14 protein-coding genes are annotated in these 15,545 nt (G+C 71.4%); 4 read left to right on the forward strand and 10 right to left on the reverse strand.

Annotated features, from left to right (window positions below; translation table 11 throughout):
* Nucleotides 1-39: 39 nt before the first annotated feature.
* The 4 genes from IEY82_RS25055 to mraZ form a co-directional block, all read right to left on the reverse strand.
* Nucleotides 40-1,770 carry a peptidoglycan D,D-transpeptidase FtsI family protein gene (locus IEY82_RS25055; protein WP_465263506.1) on the reverse strand — a complete coding sequence of 577 codons (1,731 nt, stop codon included), beginning with the start codon at nt 1,768-1,770 and terminating at the stop codon, nt 40-42.
* 647 nt (nt 1,771-2,417) lie between these two features.
* The gene (locus IEY82_RS25060; protein ID WP_189126653.1) at nt 2,418-2,915 is read right to left on the reverse strand and encodes a hypothetical protein; all 498 of its coding nucleotides are present in this window, start codon (nt 2,913-2,915) and stop codon (nt 2,418-2,420) included.
* Nucleotides 2,899-3,831: a 16S rRNA (cytosine(1402)-N(4))-methyltransferase RsmH gene (gene rsmH, locus IEY82_RS25065; RefSeq protein ID WP_308016001.1), complete on the reverse strand. Its 933-nt coding sequence runs from the start codon at nt 3,829-3,831 to the stop codon at nt 2,899-2,901. The genes IEY82_RS25060 and rsmH overlap by 17 nt, the downstream gene beginning before the upstream one ends.
* Nucleotides 3,832-4,088: 257 nt before the next feature.
* Nucleotides 4,089-4,520, reverse strand: coding sequence for a division/cell wall cluster transcriptional repressor MraZ (gene mraZ, locus IEY82_RS25070; protein WP_189126655.1), 432 nt, complete (start codon nt 4,518-4,520; stop codon nt 4,089-4,091).
* Nucleotides 4,521-4,974: 454 nt separating this feature from the next.
* Here mraZ and IEY82_RS25075 point away from each other — a divergent pair, with 454 nt between their 5' ends.
* The 3 genes from IEY82_RS25075 to IEY82_RS25085 are packed head-to-tail and all read left to right on the forward strand — an operon-like array spanning nt 4,975 to nt 9,643.
* Nucleotides 4,975-5,970: an AAA family ATPase gene (locus IEY82_RS25075; protein ID WP_372459747.1), complete on the forward strand. Its 996-nt coding sequence runs from the start codon at nt 4,975-4,977 to the stop codon at nt 5,968-5,970.
* Nucleotides 5,967-7,229: a DUF58 domain-containing protein gene (locus IEY82_RS25080; protein WP_189126657.1), complete on the forward strand. Its 1,263-nt coding sequence runs from the start codon at nt 5,967-5,969 to the stop codon at nt 7,227-7,229. The genes IEY82_RS25075 and IEY82_RS25080 overlap by 4 nt, the downstream gene beginning before the upstream one ends.
* Nucleotides 7,226-9,643, forward strand: a complete 2,418-nt coding sequence (locus IEY82_RS25085) for a transglutaminase TgpA family protein (RefSeq protein ID WP_189126658.1) — start codon at nt 7,226-7,228, stop codon at nt 9,641-9,643. Before IEY82_RS25080 ends, IEY82_RS25085 begins: the two co-directional genes overlap by 4 nt.
* Nucleotides 9,644-9,708: 65 nt before the next feature.
* Here IEY82_RS25085 and IEY82_RS25090 read toward each other — a convergent pair whose 3' ends face one another.
* The 3 genes from IEY82_RS25090 to IEY82_RS25100 form a co-directional block, all read right to left on the reverse strand.
* Nucleotides 9,709-10,107 carry an SCO2097 family morphological protein gene (locus tag IEY82_RS25090; protein WP_189126659.1) on the reverse strand — a complete coding sequence of 133 codons (399 nt, stop codon included), beginning with the start codon at nt 10,105-10,107 and terminating at the stop codon, nt 9,709-9,711.
* Between the two features lie 232 nt (nt 10,108-10,339).
* Nucleotides 10,340-11,581, reverse strand: a complete 1,242-nt coding sequence (locus IEY82_RS25095; RefSeq protein ID WP_189126660.1) for a DNA polymerase IV — start codon at nt 11,579-11,581, stop codon at nt 10,340-10,342.
* Nucleotides 11,582-11,658: 77 nt separating this feature from the next.
* Nucleotides 11,659-12,378, reverse strand: a complete 720-nt coding sequence (locus tag IEY82_RS25100; RefSeq protein WP_225263702.1) for a class I SAM-dependent methyltransferase — start codon at nt 12,376-12,378, stop codon at nt 11,659-11,661.
* A gap of 264 nt (nt 12,379-12,642) precedes the next feature.
* On the opposite strand from IEY82_RS25100, the gene IEY82_RS25105 reads away from it, so the two are divergent.
* A complete protein-coding gene (locus IEY82_RS25105) occupies nt 12,643-13,500 on the forward strand; it encodes an LLM class F420-dependent oxidoreductase (RefSeq protein ID WP_189126662.1) in 858 nt (285 codons plus the stop codon).
* 9 nt (nt 13,501-13,509) lie between these two features.
* On the opposite strand, the gene nusB is transcribed toward IEY82_RS25105, so the two are convergent.
* Genes nusB through IEY82_RS25120 form a run of 3 tightly spaced genes read right to left on the reverse strand, consistent with a single transcriptional unit; the run spans nt 13,510 to nt 15,539 of the window.
* A complete protein-coding gene (nusB, locus tag IEY82_RS25110) occupies nt 13,510-13,920 on the reverse strand; it encodes a transcription antitermination factor NusB (RefSeq protein ID WP_189126663.1) in 411 nt (136 codons plus the stop codon).
* A gap of 1 nt (nt 13,921) precedes the next feature.
* Complete coding sequence (efp, locus tag IEY82_RS25115) at nt 13,922-14,482, reverse strand: elongation factor P (protein ID WP_189126664.1); 561 nt, start codon at nt 14,480-14,482, stop codon at nt 13,922-13,924.
* Between the two features lie 25 nt (nt 14,483-14,507).
* The gene (locus IEY82_RS25120) at nt 14,508-15,539 is read right to left on the reverse strand and encodes a M24 family metallopeptidase (protein WP_189126665.1); all 1,032 of its coding nucleotides are present in this window, start codon (nt 15,537-15,539) and stop codon (nt 14,508-14,510) included.
* Nucleotides 15,540-15,545: the final 6 nt, after the last annotated feature.

A 15,545-nucleotide genomic window follows, 5' to 3' on the forward strand; every position in this document is an offset into this window, starting at 1 on the left:
GACGACGGGGGACGCACGGCGGCAGCGTACCTTTCCTGGTCACTGTCCCGCGCGCGTCCGCACCGAAGGCGCGGCCGAGCCCGTCGGAGGAATCTTCTTGCTCTTGATGGCGAACGTCATCACATCCTTGAACACGGGGGCCGCCAGCTGCCCGCCGAAGTGGCCGTTCTTCGGGTTCTGCAGCACCGAGAGCACCACCAGCCGGGGCGCGTCCGCGGGGCTGAAACCCACGAAGGAGGCCGTGTAGCCGTCGTAACGGCCGAGCTGCTGATCGTAGCGGTCGGCGGTGCCGGTCTTGCCCGCCACCCGGTATCCGGGGATCGCCGCCAGCTCACCGGTGCCCTCGGCGCTCACCGCGAGCTCGAGCATCGCCGTGATCTCCTTGGCGGTCTTCTCGCTCACCACCCTGGTCTGCTTTCCGGGCGGTGCGGCCACGAACCTGCCCGAGGCGTCGGTGCTGCCGGCGACGATCCGCGGCTCGATCCTGACGCCGCCGTTGGCGATCGTCTGGTATACGCTGGCCATCTGCAGCGCGGTCACCGAGACGCCCTGGCCGTAGGCGACCGTGCAGCTCTGGCTGCCCGACCACTTGCGGTAGTCGGGCAGCAGGCCCGCCTCCTCGCCCGGCACTCCGCCGCCCGGCTTCGCGCCGAAGCCGAACGCCTTGAGCATCCGGTGGAGGCGCTCACTGCCGACCTCGCGGGCCGCCATGATGGTGGCGACGTTGCTGGACTGGGCCATGGCCTCGCGGAAGGTCATCGACTGCGGCGGGTGCGGGTGGGCGTCGTGCAGCACCCGGTCGGCGCACTTGATGTTGTCCTTGACCTGGAAGACCGTGTCGGGGTGCACCTTGCCCGCCTCCAGGGCGGCGGCCGCGGTGATCACCTTGTTGGTGCTGCCGGGCTCGAACACGTCGGCCACGGCCTTGTTGATGTACTGGATCGAGGAGGCCGCGCGCCAGTTGTTGAGGTCGAGCTCGGGCGAGTTGGCCATGGCGATGATCTGGGCGGTGCGCACGTCCATGACGATGACGGTCCCGCTGCTCGCGCCCGCTTCCTTGGTCTGCTCGGCGATGGCCTCCTGGGCCGCCCACTGGATGTCGCGGTCGATGGTCAGCCGCAGGTCGCGCCCGTCGACGGGGGCGGTGCGCTGGCTGCTGGTCATCGGGATGCGCTGCTGGTCTCGGCCCGTCTCGACGCGCTGCTTGCCGTCACGGCCGGCCAGCAGGGAGTTGTTGGCCCCCTCGAGACCGGCCAGGCCCTTCTCCTCGTCGCCGACGAAGCCGATGAGGCTGCCCGCCAGGTCGCCCGCGGGGTAGTCACGGCGGTAGGTCTTCTTCGCGGTCAACGTGGGCACGCGCGCCTTCAGCAGGGCGGCCGCGGTGACCGGGGGGACATCGCGGGCCAGCAGTTGGTAGCGGGTGTCGGTGCGGGCCAGCTTGGCGGTGATCTCCTGCACCGGCTTCCCGAGATGGGACGCGATGACGGAGGCGACGGCCGACCGGGCGGCGGGCGGCACCTTGGTGGGGTCGATGGCGATCTCCCTGGCCTCCAGGGTGACGGCCAGGGGATGACCGTTGACGTCGGTGATCGTGCCACGCTTGGCCGGGATGTCCTCGACGTGCACCCGCTGGCGGGCCGCGGCCGCCTCGTAGACCTTGGCATCGAGGCCCTGCATCTGGATCAGCCGGCCCGCGAAGATCGACAGGATGAACGTCATGCCGATCAGGCCGATGTTGATCCTCCGGCGCGGGCTGCCCAGCCGCAGGATGAGCGGCGGCCTGGGCGGGCGTGGCGGCGCGGGCGGGCGGCGCGGCGGACATGGCGGGCCGTCGCCGCGCCACGGCATGCGCCCCGGGCCCGGGACCCGCTCGCGCGATCCGCCTGAGCCCTCCTGGGCGGAACGGCTCCGCGCGCCGTCGGTGTCCTGCCTGGCACGCGACCGGCTCCCGGAGCCGGCGGCGTCCGGGCGGGAGCGCCCGTCACGAGTGCGGGAGGCGGGGGCTTCGGGGCGTGCCTGAGCGCGGCTGTCACGGGTGCGGGACGCAGAGAGGTCGGGGCGTGCCTGAGGGCGGTCGTCGCGCCCCTGGGCGGTGCGGTCCCTGGCGCGGTCGGAGCCGTCGCGAGCCGCTCTGCGGGGGCCGTCGGACCGGGGACGCCGGTCGTCGGCGGGATCCTGGGGCGGCCGGTTGCGGTCGGCCGGGCTGCTGCCGAAGGGAAGGTCGAAAGGGTCGGGCTGCTTCCTGGGGTCGTGCGGGCCATCGGAGGGCGGCCGGCCCGCCCCCTCCGAGCGGGCCGACCCACCGCCCTGGCGGCCGGTCCGGCCGGGGCCGCCCGGCGTACGGCGAGCGGCGCCGGGCCCTCCCTGGGAGCCGGCGCCGCCGCGGCCGGGACCCTGCCCCCTGCCGCCTGTCTCCCTCACCGTGTCTGGCCCACCCGGTCAGCGTCGTCGGTGGCGCCGGGCAGCGGGTTGACGTGCTTCCAGTCGCGGCTGAGATTCTGCCTCTCGGCCCCTTCGGAGATGGCGCCGGGCTGCGTGAGCTTCTGGATCCGCTGCGCGACCTCCTCGTTCTGCAGTCGCGCGGTGGCGATCTCCTCGCGGAGCGTGGTCGCGGTGATCGAGTCCTGGGCGAGCACGGTGTTGAGCAGCAGCAGGCTCACCAGGCCGCCACAGAGCAGGCCGAGGACCAGCAGCACGAACGGGGCGCGCTGGCGCCGCCGCGAGGGCTGCCGGCCGGCCTCGGGCCGGGACGGGCGCGCCTCGGGCACGGGCGTGTCGGCCGCCGGGCGTGGCCGCGGGATGGGCTTGGACTGCTGCGGCACACCGGGCCTGCGCCGGGTCCTCGGCCCAGTCGTGGGCACGGCGCCGCGGGCGGGCGCGCCCCGCCTGGTCTCCTGCTCAGTCCTGGTCGTCAACACGGATCCTCTCTGCCGCCCTTAGCCGGGCCGAGGCCGCCCGCGGGTTGCGGGCCACCTCCTCTTCGCTCGGGAGCTCGGCTCCCCTCGTCAGCAGGCGGAACCTCGGCTGGTGTGCCGGTAGGGGGACGGGCAGCCCGGGCGGGCTGGTGTCCTTGGTTCGCGCCGTGAGGACCTGCTTGGTCAGCCGGTCCTCCAGGGAGTGGTAGGAGAGCACGACGACTCGCCCACCGAGTGCGAGCGCGTCGAGAGCCGCGGGAAGTGCCGCCTCCAGGGCGGCGAGCTCCGCGTTGACCTCGATGCGCAGCGCCTGGAAAGTCCTCTTGGCGGGGTTGCCCCCAGTGCGCCGGGTAGCGGCGGGAATCGCCTGACGAACGATCTCCGCGAGCCGCTTAGTCGACGTTATGGCGTCCTTGGCCCTTTCCTTGATGATTAGGCCCGCGACACGCGGTGCGAACCGTTCCTCTCCGTAATCGCGGAGGATGCGAGTTAGCTCCGCAGCGGAGTAGGTATTGACCACCTTCTCCGCCGTGAGCTCCTGCTCGGTGTCCATCCGCATGTCGAGGGGAGCGTCATAGGAATAGGCGAAACCCCGCTCGGCCTCGTCCAGCTGGGGCGAGGAGACACCCAGGTCGAACAGCACACCGTCGACCGTGGCGTGGCCCTCGCGGGCGAGCAGGCCCGCCAGCTCGTCGGAGGAGGCGTGGAGCAGGGTGGTGCGGCTCGCGTAGGGAGCGAGCCTGCGCGTGGCGAAGTCGACCGCGAAAGGGTCGCGGTCGATGCCGATCACGTGAAGTGACGGAATGGCGGCGAGCAGGGCCTCCGAGTGACCACCGAGGCCGAGGTTGGCATCGACGACGACAGGCCGCGCGCCGGTGAGCGCCGGCGTCAACAGCTCCATTACGCGGTCGAGCATGACCGGAACGTGACCGCCCGTGCCTGCGTTTTCGTACATCTCCAACCCCCCTCTCGCGTCCTGCTCGCGGATGACGCGGCCGGCGATCGATCGGCTCTTCCTGGGTCCCCACCCGGCGCCGTCCGGCCAGGTCCCCATCCGCACCCTCTTCGTGGATGCCCGCCATCTGACACCGGGGAAGGTGCATCAGCTGGCCGGCAGTGGTTGCGGGTGGAGACCTCGCCGAACGACATCTCCGACGGATCGACCGTGTCTCACTACAAGATCCCTGGCAGCACCTCCTCCGACAGATCGGCGAACGCCTGCTCCTGGGCGTTGAGATAGGTGTCCCAGGCTTGGGAGTCCCAGATCTCCAACCGGGTGTTGGCCCCGATCACCACGCAGTCGCGCTGCAGGCCGGCGTACTGGCGCAGGCTCTGCGGGATCGTGATGCGCCCCTGCTTGTCAGGAGTCTCGTCGGACGCGCTGGCGAAGAAGACGCGGCTGTAGTCGCGCACCGCCTTGGCGGTGACCGGGGCGGTGCTGAGAGCCTCGGTAATGCGCTGGAACTCCTCCACAGGAAAGACGTAGAGGCATCGCTCCTGGCCTTTGGTGATCACAAGACCCTCCGCCAGCTCCTCACGGTACTTAGCCGGCAGGAACAGCCGTCCCTTGTCGTCGAGACGCGGCTGATGGGTGCCGAGGAACATCGGCCCCACCTCCCGTGCCTCAGTGAATTGCTCAGCGCTGGCGCACCAGGCCCTCCACTGCGCACCACCATACTCCACTTCTCCCCACCGTCAACTGATTCTAACTTCCTGGATAGCCTCCGTGTCTCGCGTTTGTCCTGGTCAGCGCGATGCGGTGCGGTGGGGGGCGGTGGAGGGCGCGCCAACCCTCATGGGCGTGTCGAGGGTTGGCGGCGCCGTGGAATTGGTCGGTGCGGGGCGGATGCGACGCCGGCGTGGAGGAAAGTGGGGTGGATCACAGGCCGGATGTCACCGGATTCGCCGCACTATCGGGACAAGAACCTGACATCTGTGGAGTTCGCTGAAAATCCACAAATGTCGCTCACGAACCCCCAGCGTCGTAGGGTCGTACAGACAATGGAAAAGAAAGGCATGGCTCCCGCAACGGCACACCTTCGCGCGGGGCAGCCGTCGCATGTCTCATGGAGGCCTGGTGGCAGTAACCCATGACGTCCCTCAGCAACTCGACGAGTTGGTCTCCACCGCCCACCGGATCCGGCAGGCGATCGAGTCCGTGGTCGAGGGCAAGAGTGACGCCGTCCGCCTCACCCTGACGGTTCTGCTCGCCGAAGGGCACCTGCTGATCGAGGACGTGCCCGGAGTCGGCAAGACCATGCTGGCCAAGGCGCTGGCACGGTCCATCGACTGTCCGGTGCGGCGCGTGCAGTTCACCCCAGACCTGCTGCCCAGCGACATCACCGGCGTGAGCGCCTACAACCAGCAGACCCGCGAGTTCGAGTTCAAGCCGGGGCCCGTGTTCGCCAACATCGTGGTCGGCGACGAGATCAACCGCGCCTCCCCCAAGACGCAGTCGGCGCTGCTGGAATGCATGGAGGAGCACCAGGTCACGGTCGACGGGGTGACCTACCGGCTGGACGCTCCGTTCATGGTGATCGCCACCCAGAACCCCATCGAGATGGAGGGGACCTATCCCCTGCCCGAGGCGCAGCGCGACCGCTTCACCGCCCGGGTCGCCATGGGCTACCCGGAGCCGGCGGCGGAGCTGGAGATGCTCGACGTGCACGGCGGCACCTCCCCGCTGGACAAGCTCGAGCCCGTCGCCACGACCGCCGAGGTACGCGCCCTGATCGAGGCCGTACGCGGCGTCTACGTCTCGCAGGCCGTCAAGAAGTACGCCATCGACCTGGTCGTCGCCACCCGCCACTCCCCCGACCTGCGACTGGGCGCCTCCCCCCGCTCGACGCTGCAACTGGTCCGCGCGGCCAGAGCGCACGCCGCGCTGAGCGGCCGCGACTACGTCATCCCCGACGACCTGCAGGACCTGGCCGTGCCCGTGCTGGCGCACCGGCTGCTGCCGAGCGTCGAGGCGCAGGGCCAGCGCCGCCTCCCGGAACAGGTGGTGACCGACCTCGTCAGGCGCGTGCCCGTGCCGGAGACGCGAGCGTCGTGAGAGCCGGACTTCAGGCGCTCACCTCCCGGGGGCGGTCGTTCCTGGCCTCGGGCATCGCGGCGTCGGTGATGGCGATCCTGCTCGGCGAGAACGACCTGTTCCGCATCGGCGTGCTGGTGACGGCGCTGCCGCTGCTGGCCGCGATGGTCGTGGCCCGCACCCGATACCGGCTGAGCTGCGCCAGGCGCCTGGACCCGGCCAGGGCCGAGGCGGGCGGCGACGCCACCGTGACCCTGCGCCTGGAGAACGTCACCCGGCTGCCGACCGGGCTGCTGCTGATCGAGGACACCGTCCCCTACGCGCTGGGGGTGCGACCCCGGTTCGTCCTCGACCGGGTGGAGCCGCGGGGCATCCGCGAGATCGACTACCGGGTCCGCTCCGACCTGCGCGGGCGCTACACGATCGGCCCGCTGTCGATCCGCATCGCCGACCCGTTCGGGCTGGTGGAGCTGACCCGCTCGTTCACGATCAGCGACACGCTGGTGGTGACGCCGCAGGTGGTGGCGTTACCGCACGTACGGCTGTCCGGCGAGTGGACCGGGGGCGGCGACAGCCGCACCCGGAGCGTGGCCGCGGCGGGCGACGACGACGTGGCGCCGCGCGAATACCGGCAGGGCGACGACCTGCGCCGGGTGCACTGGCGCTCCACCGCCCGCCACGGCGAGCTGATGGTGCGCCGGGAGGAGCAGCAGTGGCAGAGCCGCGGCGCGCTCCTGCTCGACACCCGCAGGCACGCCCACCGCGGCGAGGGCCCGCGCTCCTCCTTCGAGGTGGCGGTCTCGGCCGCGGCCTCGATCGGCGTGCACCTCGCCCATGAGGGCCTGGGCCTGCGGCTGGTGACCGACCAGGGCGCCGAGCACCTGACGGACACCGGGTTGAGCCGCTCGCTGCTCGACACCCTGGCCGTGGTACGGCAGAGCCCGGCCCGCTCGCTGGAGACGGCGATGACCGCGCTAAGGCAGGGCGGGGGCGACGGCCTGGTCGTGGCCGTGCTCGGCTCGCTCGAACCGGAGGAGGCCCGGGAGCTGGCGAGGATCCGGCACACCGGCATGACCGGGGTGGCGGTGCTGCTCGACGTGCCCACGTGGGACGGCGCCGAGCCCGGCGCCTCCGAGGAACACCAGGCGGTGCAGGGCGTGCTGGCCGGATACGGCTGGCGCATCGTGCGGATGCCCGCGGGCACCTCGATCGCCTCCGTCTGGCAGGACGCCGCCAATCGCGGCAGGTACGCGCTCAGCTCGCCCGGAGGTGCGGCATGAGGTTGTCGATCGCGGCCGGGGTGGCCACGTTCTCCTCGGCGATCCTGCTCTACCCGCTCTTCGAGGGCGGCGCGTGGTTCTGGGGTGCGCTGGGCGCGGTGGTGGCCGTGATGGTCGCCAGCCTGCTGAGCGGGCGGCTGTCGCTGCCCGCGTGGGCGGCGCCGCCGGCGAGCCTGATCGCGCTGTGGATCTACCTGACCGCCTCGTTCAGCGCCGAGGAGGCGTGGGCGCTGATCGTGCCGACCAAGGAGTCGGTGCTGGAGCTGGCCCGCCTGCTGGCCACCGGCTGGACGGACATCCAGCGGTTCGCCGCGCCGGTGCCGGCCAACGAGGGCATCGCGCTGCTCACCGCCGGCGGCGTGGGCCTCATCGCGATCATCGTCGACCTGTTCGCCGCCCGGCTGCGGCGGGCGGCGCTGGCCGGCCTGCCGCTGCTGGCGCTGGCCACGGTGCCGGCCACGATCCTGACCGAGCCGATCAACTGGTTCGCGTTCATCGTCGCCGCGTTCGGCTTCACCAGCCTGCTGATCGCCGACGGCCGTGAGCGGGTGGGCCAGTGGGGCCGGGCCGTGCTGGTGCGGCGTACCCGGTCGGTCGCCCCCAGCACGGCGAAAGCCGCGGCCGACACGCGGGGGCTGCGGCTGTCGGGCAAGCGGATCGGATTCGCCGCGATCGCGCTGGCCGTGCTCGTCCCGGCCGCGCTGCCCGCAATGGAGCCGGTGTCGTTCTTCACCTTCGGCGTGGGCGGCTCGGGGTCCGGCACCGGCAACTCGATCAGCATCCCCAATCCGATCGCGAACCTGAAGGGGCAGCTCGAACTGCCCGAGCGGCGGATCGTGCTGTCCTACACCAACGACGACGACAAGCCCCGCTATCTCAGGATCTACTCGCTCGACACCTTCGACGGCGAGCAGTTCGGGATGACGCAGCCCAAGGGCGCGCCGGACAACCGGACGGACAACGGGCCGCTGCCGCCGCCGCCGGGTCTGGGCCAGGGGGTCAAGCTCACCAACGTGGTGACCGACGTCCAGATCAGCGAGGAGATCGCCAAGCTGTCGTTCCTGCCGTTGCCGTACCCGCCGAGGCAGATCCAGATCGCCGGCGACTGGCGCGCGGACGTCGGCACGCTCATGGTCTTCTCCACCCGCGACGAGGCGGCCGGGCTGGAGTATCAGGTGGCCACGAGCGAGCCCGCGCCCACCGGCCAGTTGCTCCGCGAGCTGCCGCAGACGAGGTCCGCCGCCGATCTGCGCTACCTGAGCGTGCCGGAGGATCTGTCGCCGCAGATCAGGGACCTGGCCCTGCGGGTCACCGCGGACGCCGCGAACCACTACGAGGCCGCGGTGAAGCTGCAGGAGTTCTTCACCAGGACCGGCGACTTCACCTACAGCCTGAAGACCCAGGGGCACGGCAACTCGGCGCTGCGGGACTTCCTGCTGCGTCACCGGGCGGGCTACTGCGAGCAGTTCGCCGCGTCGATGGCGGTGCTGGCCCGGATCGTCGGCATCCCGGCCCGGGTGGCGATCGGCTACACCGGCGGCACGAAGGTCGGCGACCGGTGGATGGTCGGGACGAACGACTCCCACTCCTGGCCGGAGCTCTACTTCGAGGGGGTCGGCTGGCTGCCGTTCGAGCCCACGCCGACCGGCTCGCTGGGCCAGGGCAGCGCCCGGGTCCCTGACTACTCGCTGCCGCCGTCCACCCCCACCGACGAGAGCGCCGTTCCGACGCCGGGGGCGACCAGCGCCGGCGAGGAGGAGACGGGCGACCCACAGGCCCGGCAGAACCCCCGCGAGCTCGACCGGGAGGCCACCCTGGCGACCGGCGGGCTGCCGCCGGACGACTCGATGCCGCTGGCGGCCAAGCTGGGCATCGGCGCGGGCGCGCTGCTGATCCTCCTGCTGGTGCCGGCCCTGATCAGGCTGGTCACCAGGAACAGGCGGATCCGGGCACTCGGCTGGAAGGTGGCCGAGCCCTCCGACGAGGTGACCGCCCGGGTGATGGCGGGCCGCCATCCGTCCGTCGCGGCCGCCTGGGCGGAGCTGGACGACCTGCTGTACGACTACGGGATGGCCCGCGAGACCAGCGAGACCCCGCGCGCCCTCGCACGGCGGCTGACCGAGCAGTACAAGTTCGACGCGACCTCGGCGGCGTCCATCGCGGCGATCGCCGCGGCGGTGGAGCGGGTGTTGTACGCGCGGGAGCCGGGCGAGATCGGGCCCCTCAGGCAGGATCTGCGCAACGTGCGGCAGGCGCTGGCCGTGACGGTGCCGCGCGGGAGGCGGGTGCGGGCTGTGCTGCTGCCCCCGTCGACGCTGCGGAGGCTGCGGCGGCTGGGCGAGGGCCTGCTGGACGGTTTCGACCGGCTGGAGAACATCCGGCTGCGCCGGACGGCAGCGCAAAGGGGATCGTGACGGTCTGACGGTGCGTGCGGTCGTTCCTCAGCGGAACGACCGCACGAAAGTCAGGGCTTCGGGGGTCAATGCTCGTCGTGGCGGCGGCGCCAGCGTTCTTCCATGCGCTCCATGAAACTGCCGCGGTTGGCCCGCCGGGCCGGCTTGCCCGCGACGGGCGCGCCACCGGCGGCCGCGGCGGTGTCACCGAACCCGTTCATGCGTTTCCAGCTGGACAGGCCCCACAGACACGCGGCGAGCATGACCACGAAACCGCCGACGCCGAGCGGAATCAAGTTGATCACCACGCCGACCATCAGCAGGATGACGCCGAGAGCGAAGCCGATGGAAGCCTTGATCAGGCGACGCTTGTAATGGCTGCGTGGGTCACTGATCCTTACGGTGTTGGCCCACTTCGGATCCTCGGCGTAGAGGGCCTGCTCGATCTGGTCGAGCAAGCGCTGCTCGTGCTCAGAGAGCGGCACGGCGCCTCCCAAGGACGGCCCCTGGACGGGGAAGACGGCAACGGACGACACGGGGTGTCCGGACCTCGCGGTCGGTTATCCCCAGAATACGAGGCTGTAGACGTAGGCGAAAGCAAACGTCCAACGCAGACCAAACCGGAGGTGACGTCATAGCTCCATTGTGGGTCATCAGGGTCATCGGCGCACCACTCCCCCCAACCCTCCCCACATGTCTCCCCCCGCGACATCGGCGTCATGTCTCCATTTCATCAAGTCTCCCGCGAACAAGCGATGCCGGGAGCACCGCATCGGGCCCGAATCTGTGGATCGCCCGGTCCATGGCGCGCTCGGCCTCCCGCCATCCGGTCTCCCGCTCACCCAGAGTGAGCTGGTGTGACGCGGAGTCGGCCGGGCGCAGGTTTTCCAGCCGGACGCCGACGAGACGCAGCCGCACCCGCTCGAGCCCGGCCGCCCCGAAAAGCTCGCAGGCGGTCGTGTAGATCACCTGGGCGACGTCGGTCGGCTCCCTGAGAGTGCGGGACCTGGTGATCGTGGAGAAGTCGGCTCGGCGCAGCTTCACACTCACCGTCCTGCCCACGTGGCCGCTCTTACGCATCCTGGCGGCCACGCGTTCGGACAGACGCAGCAGCTCGCGCCTGATCGTCTCGGGGTCGTCGACGTCGGTCGCGAACGTCTCCTCGTTGCCGATGCTCTTGTCGGGCACGTGGGCGGTGACGGGCCGCTCGTCGCGCCCCCAGGCCAGCGCCGCCAGATGACCGCCCGCGGCCTGGCCCAGCTCACGCTGCAGGGTGCCCGGCGGCACCCTGGCCAGATCACCGACGGTGCGGATGCCGAGGCGTACGAGCGTCTGCTCGGTGCGCTCGCCGACCCCCCACAGTGCCGACACGGGCAGCGGATGCAGGAACGCGACCACCTCGTCGGCCGGCACCACGAGCATTCCGTCGGGTTTGCACTGCTTGGACGCGAGCTTCGCGACGAACTTGCTGCCCGCCACCCCCACCGAGCAGGTGATGCCGTAGCGCTCCAGCACCTGAGCCCGGATCGACGCGGCGATCTCGGCCGGCGAGCCCAACCTGCGCCGCGCGCCGCCCACGTCGAGGAACGCCTCGTCGGAGGCGATCGGCTCGACCAGCGGGGTGATCGCGTGGAAGATCTCCATGACGCCCTTGGAGACCTCGGTGTATTTGCCGTGGCTGGGCGGGATGACCGTCGCCTGGGGGCACATCCTGCGCGCCCTGCTCATCGGCATCGCCGAGTGCACACCGTAGGCCCTGGCCTCATAGGTGGCGCTCAGCACCACGCCGCGCCCGGCCGGCGAGCCCACGATCACCGGGCTCCCCCGCAACTCGGGCCGGTCGAGCAACTCGACGCTGGCGAAGAAGGCGTCCATGTCGACGTGCAGGATCGGGCAACCGGTGTCGTCGGCCCCGGTCCGCGGAGTGGGGCCGATGCCTGTGATCTGCTTGCGGGACACGCCTTCGAGTCTATCCGAACAGACGTTCTAGGTCTTGGGCGGCGGAGCGGACCGGCATGAGCTCTCCCTCGGGCCGCTCAGCTCCGGCGCCCGAGGGCGTGGAGCTGGGTGGCCAGGTCGCGGAGCACGGGATGGGTAGAGGCCGCCTGTTCGAGGGCCACGAGCGCGTCGGCCGCGCCGGGCTCGCCGTCGACCAGGCGGCTCGGCACCAGGTCGGCGAAGACCCGCACGCCGTGGATCTCGCCCGCCACGAACCCGGTCGCGGTCAGCAGCTCGGCGAGGGCGCGCGAGGTGTAGCGGCGCGGCGTGGGGTCACGGTCGCCCCAGCTGCCACGGGGATCGGCCAGCACGGCCCTGGCCTCGTCGAAGTGACCGGCCAGGGCCCGGTGGATCGCGCTCGCCACCGGGTTGGCGGTCAGCACGCTCACCGCGCCGCCGCCGCGCAGCAGCCTCGCCACGGCGGTCAGCGCGCCGATCGGGTCCTCGACGTATTCCAGCACGCTGTGGCAGAGCACCAGGTCGGCGCTGTCGCGATCGAGCAGCTCACCGAGATCGGCCGCGTCGCCCTGCAGCGCGCGCACGCCCACGCCCGTCTCCTTGGCCCGGCGCTCCAGCGCGGCCAGCGAGTCGGGGCTCGGATCGACCACGGTGACGGTGTGGCCCAGCTCGGCCAGCGGCACGGCGAACCCGCCGGTGCCGCCGCCCGCGTCGACGATGTCGAGCCGGTCACGCCCGGCGGCCTCAGCCAGAGCGGCCAGCTCGGCTCGCAGCGCGTCCCAGACGACGGCGGTCCGCACCGCCGGGGTCCTCGTGACGCCTTCAGCACGCAACGTGGGCTCGCCTCCTCATCATCCTCGAACCGAACCCGACCCAGCCTACGCTCTGCGCGGCCTCCGCACGCCTGCCAGGTCGAAGCGCCCGCCGGGCCGCCCGGGTATGGGAGCGATGTTGCCGAGGCCAAGGTTGTCGCGAGGACCGTGACGGCGCCCGCCGCGGCGAACACCCCTCGTCCATCATGTCGTGGAACCCTGTCGAGCCCTGGCCAGCTGGAGGTCTCCGCGATGAACGGCAGCACGACCCCGACGATCGGAAGGTACGGCGTCTTCGCCGCGCCGTCCCGCCAGGATCCGGAGGTGCGGGCCGAGGCCATCGCGGAGCTGGAGGAGCTCGGCTTCAGCGCGGTGTGGGCGGGCAACAGCACCATCGAGGAGGCGGCGGGCCTGGTGGCGGCCACGTCCAGGATCGTCGTGGCCACCGGCATCCAGGGCATCTGGCACTACGACGCCCTCCGCACCGCCGAGCGGTACGCCGAGTTGGAGGCCGCCCACCCCGGGCGCTTCCTGCTGGGCCTGGGGGTCAGTCACCCCGAGTTCATCGAGGGCTACCAGCGTCCGTACACCGCCATGAACGACTATCTCGACGCCCTGGACGCCGCGCCCGCGCCGGTGCCGCGCGAGCGCCGGGTGCTGGCCGCGCTGGGTCCCCGGATGCTGAGGCTGGCGCGCGACCGGTCGGCGGGCGCCTTTCCCTACCTGGTCACCGTCGAGCAGGTGGCCGCGGCCCGCCAGGTCCTCGGCGAAGGACCGCTGCTCGCTCCCGAGCTGGGCATCGTGCTGAAGACCGACCCGGACCGGGCCCGCGCGCTGGCCCGGGGGGCGCTGCAGCCGTACCTGCGGCTGACCAACTACGCCGACAACTGGCTGCGCGGCGGGTTCGCGGAGGACGATCTGGCCGACGGCGGCAGCGACCGGCTGGTCGACGAGCTCTTCGCCTGGGGTGACGACGCGCGGATCCGGGCCCGCATCGAGGCATTCCAGGCGGCTGGAGCCGACCACGTGGTGCTGCAGAGCATCAGCCGGCACGGCCCGGCCCGGCCGCCGCGCGAGGACTGGCGGCGGCTCGCCGAGCTGCTCCGCTGAGGGCCGGCGTCAGAGCGTGAGGCTGGGCTTGAGCTGCTTGAAACGGGCCAGCAGTCCGTTGACGAACTGGGGGGACTCGTCGGTCGACAGCTCGGAGGCCAGGTGCACCCACTCGCTGATGACCACGCCCTCGGGCACGTCGGGCATCCACAGCAGCTCGTAGGTGCCGCCGCGCAGCAGGTTGCGGTCGACGGCGGGCATGCGGTCGAGGGTCCAGCTCTCGGAGTAGGTGGTGATCAGCTCGTCGATGCGGGCGCCATGCCGCACGACGCCCTCGACGAGAGCCGAGGTGTATTCGTTGACCGGGGGGTCCTGGCGTTCGACCCGCTCGGCCAGGATCTTCAGGGGGTCTTCACCGCGGAGCTCGGACTCGAAGAGGATGTCGAGCGCCCGCCTGCGTGCTTTACCGCGTGCCGACACCTCAGGCCCGGCCGAGATATTCGCCGCTGCGGGTGTCGACCTTGACCTTCTCGCCGGTGGTGATGAACAGCGGCACCTTGATCTCGGCGCCGGTCTCGAGCGTGGCGGGCTTGGTGCCGCCGGTGGAGCGGTCGCCCTGCAGGCCGGGCTCGGTGTTGGAGATGGTCAGCTCGACCGCCGCCGGCAGGTCGACGTAGAGGGCGGAGCCCTCGTTGAACGCCACCGTGGCCAGGGTGTTCTCGAGCATGTAGCTGGCGGCGTCGCCGACGGTGCCCGCGGGCACGTTGACCATGTCGTAGGTCTCGGTGTCCATGAAGACGAAGTCGTCGCCGTCCTTGTACGAGTACTGCATCTCGCGCTTGTCGACGTTGGCCACGTCGACCTTCACCCCGGCGTTGAACGTCTTGTCGACGACCTTGCCCGAGAGGACGTTCTTGAGCTTGGTGCGCACGAACGCGCCGCCCTTGCCCGGCTTGACGTGCTGGAACTCCACAACGGCCCAGAGCTCCCCGCCGTCGAGCTTCAGCACCATGCCGTTCTTGAGGTCGTTGGTCGTCGCCACTCGTTCTCTCCCGCGTGTGGCCGCTCTACAGCGCGAGCAGCTCCTTGGACGTCTTCGTGAGGAGTTCCGGCCCGCCCTCACGTGTCACGAGGGTGTCCTCGATGCGAACGCCGCCCCGACCGGGGAGGTAGATCCCCGGCTCGACGGTGATCGGAACTCGGTCTTCGAGTCTACCGGTCCGTGAAGGGCCCAGGAACGGCTCCTCGTGGATCGCCAGTCCGACGCCGTGCCCGAGCCCGTGCCGGAAGTGGTCGCCGTGGCCCGCCTCCTTGATCACGGAACGGGCGGCTGCGTCCACCGCCCAGGCCTCCGCCCCAGGTGCGAGCGCCTCCCGGCCGCACCGCTGGGCCTCCGCGACGAGCTCGTAGATCTCGCGCTGCCAGGTCGCGGGCTCGCCGATGGAGACGGTACGGGTCATGTCGGCGTGGTAGCCGTGGTAGTTGGCGCCGAAGTCGACGGTGACCAGGTCGCCCGCGCGTAGCTGCCTGCCGGTGGGGGCGTGGTGCGGGACGGCGCCGTTCTCTCCCGCCGCGACGATGGTGTCGAAGGCGGGCCGGTCCGCGCCGAGCTCGATCATGCGGGCTTCGAGCAGGCGGGCGACGTCGCGTTCGGTCACGCCCGGCCTGATGGCGCCGCAGACGTCGGCGAACGCCTGGTCGCTGATCGCGCAGGCCGTACGGAGCAGCTCCAGTTCGTCCTCGTCCTTGACCGCGCGCAGCCGTTCGACGAGGGGTTCGAGCGGCACCAGGCCTCCCAGGCGGTTGAAGGTCGCCACGCTCATGTCGGCGGCCTCGATGCCGACGCCCGGCGCGGCCAGCCTGGCCGCCACGTCGGACGCCTCGACGGCGGGGACGTCCAGGCCGCCGGTCTTGTCGATGTAGCGGTTGTCGGTCGCGAGCAGCGCCGAGCCGTCCGCCCTGACCAGGACGGCCGCGTTGGAGCTCGACAGTCCTGTGAGGTAACGCACGTTGACGGCCGACGTGACGAGAAGGGCCTCGACGTCGTGAGCGGGCAGCAGCTCGGCCAGCCGGGCCCGGCGCCCGGAATAGTGGGTCATGGCGCC

It is taken from the genome of Nonomuraea cavernae, assembly GCF_014646355.1.
Taxonomy (GTDB): domain Bacteria; phylum Actinomycetota; class Actinomycetes; order Streptosporangiales; family Streptosporangiaceae; genus Nonomuraea; species Nonomuraea cavernae.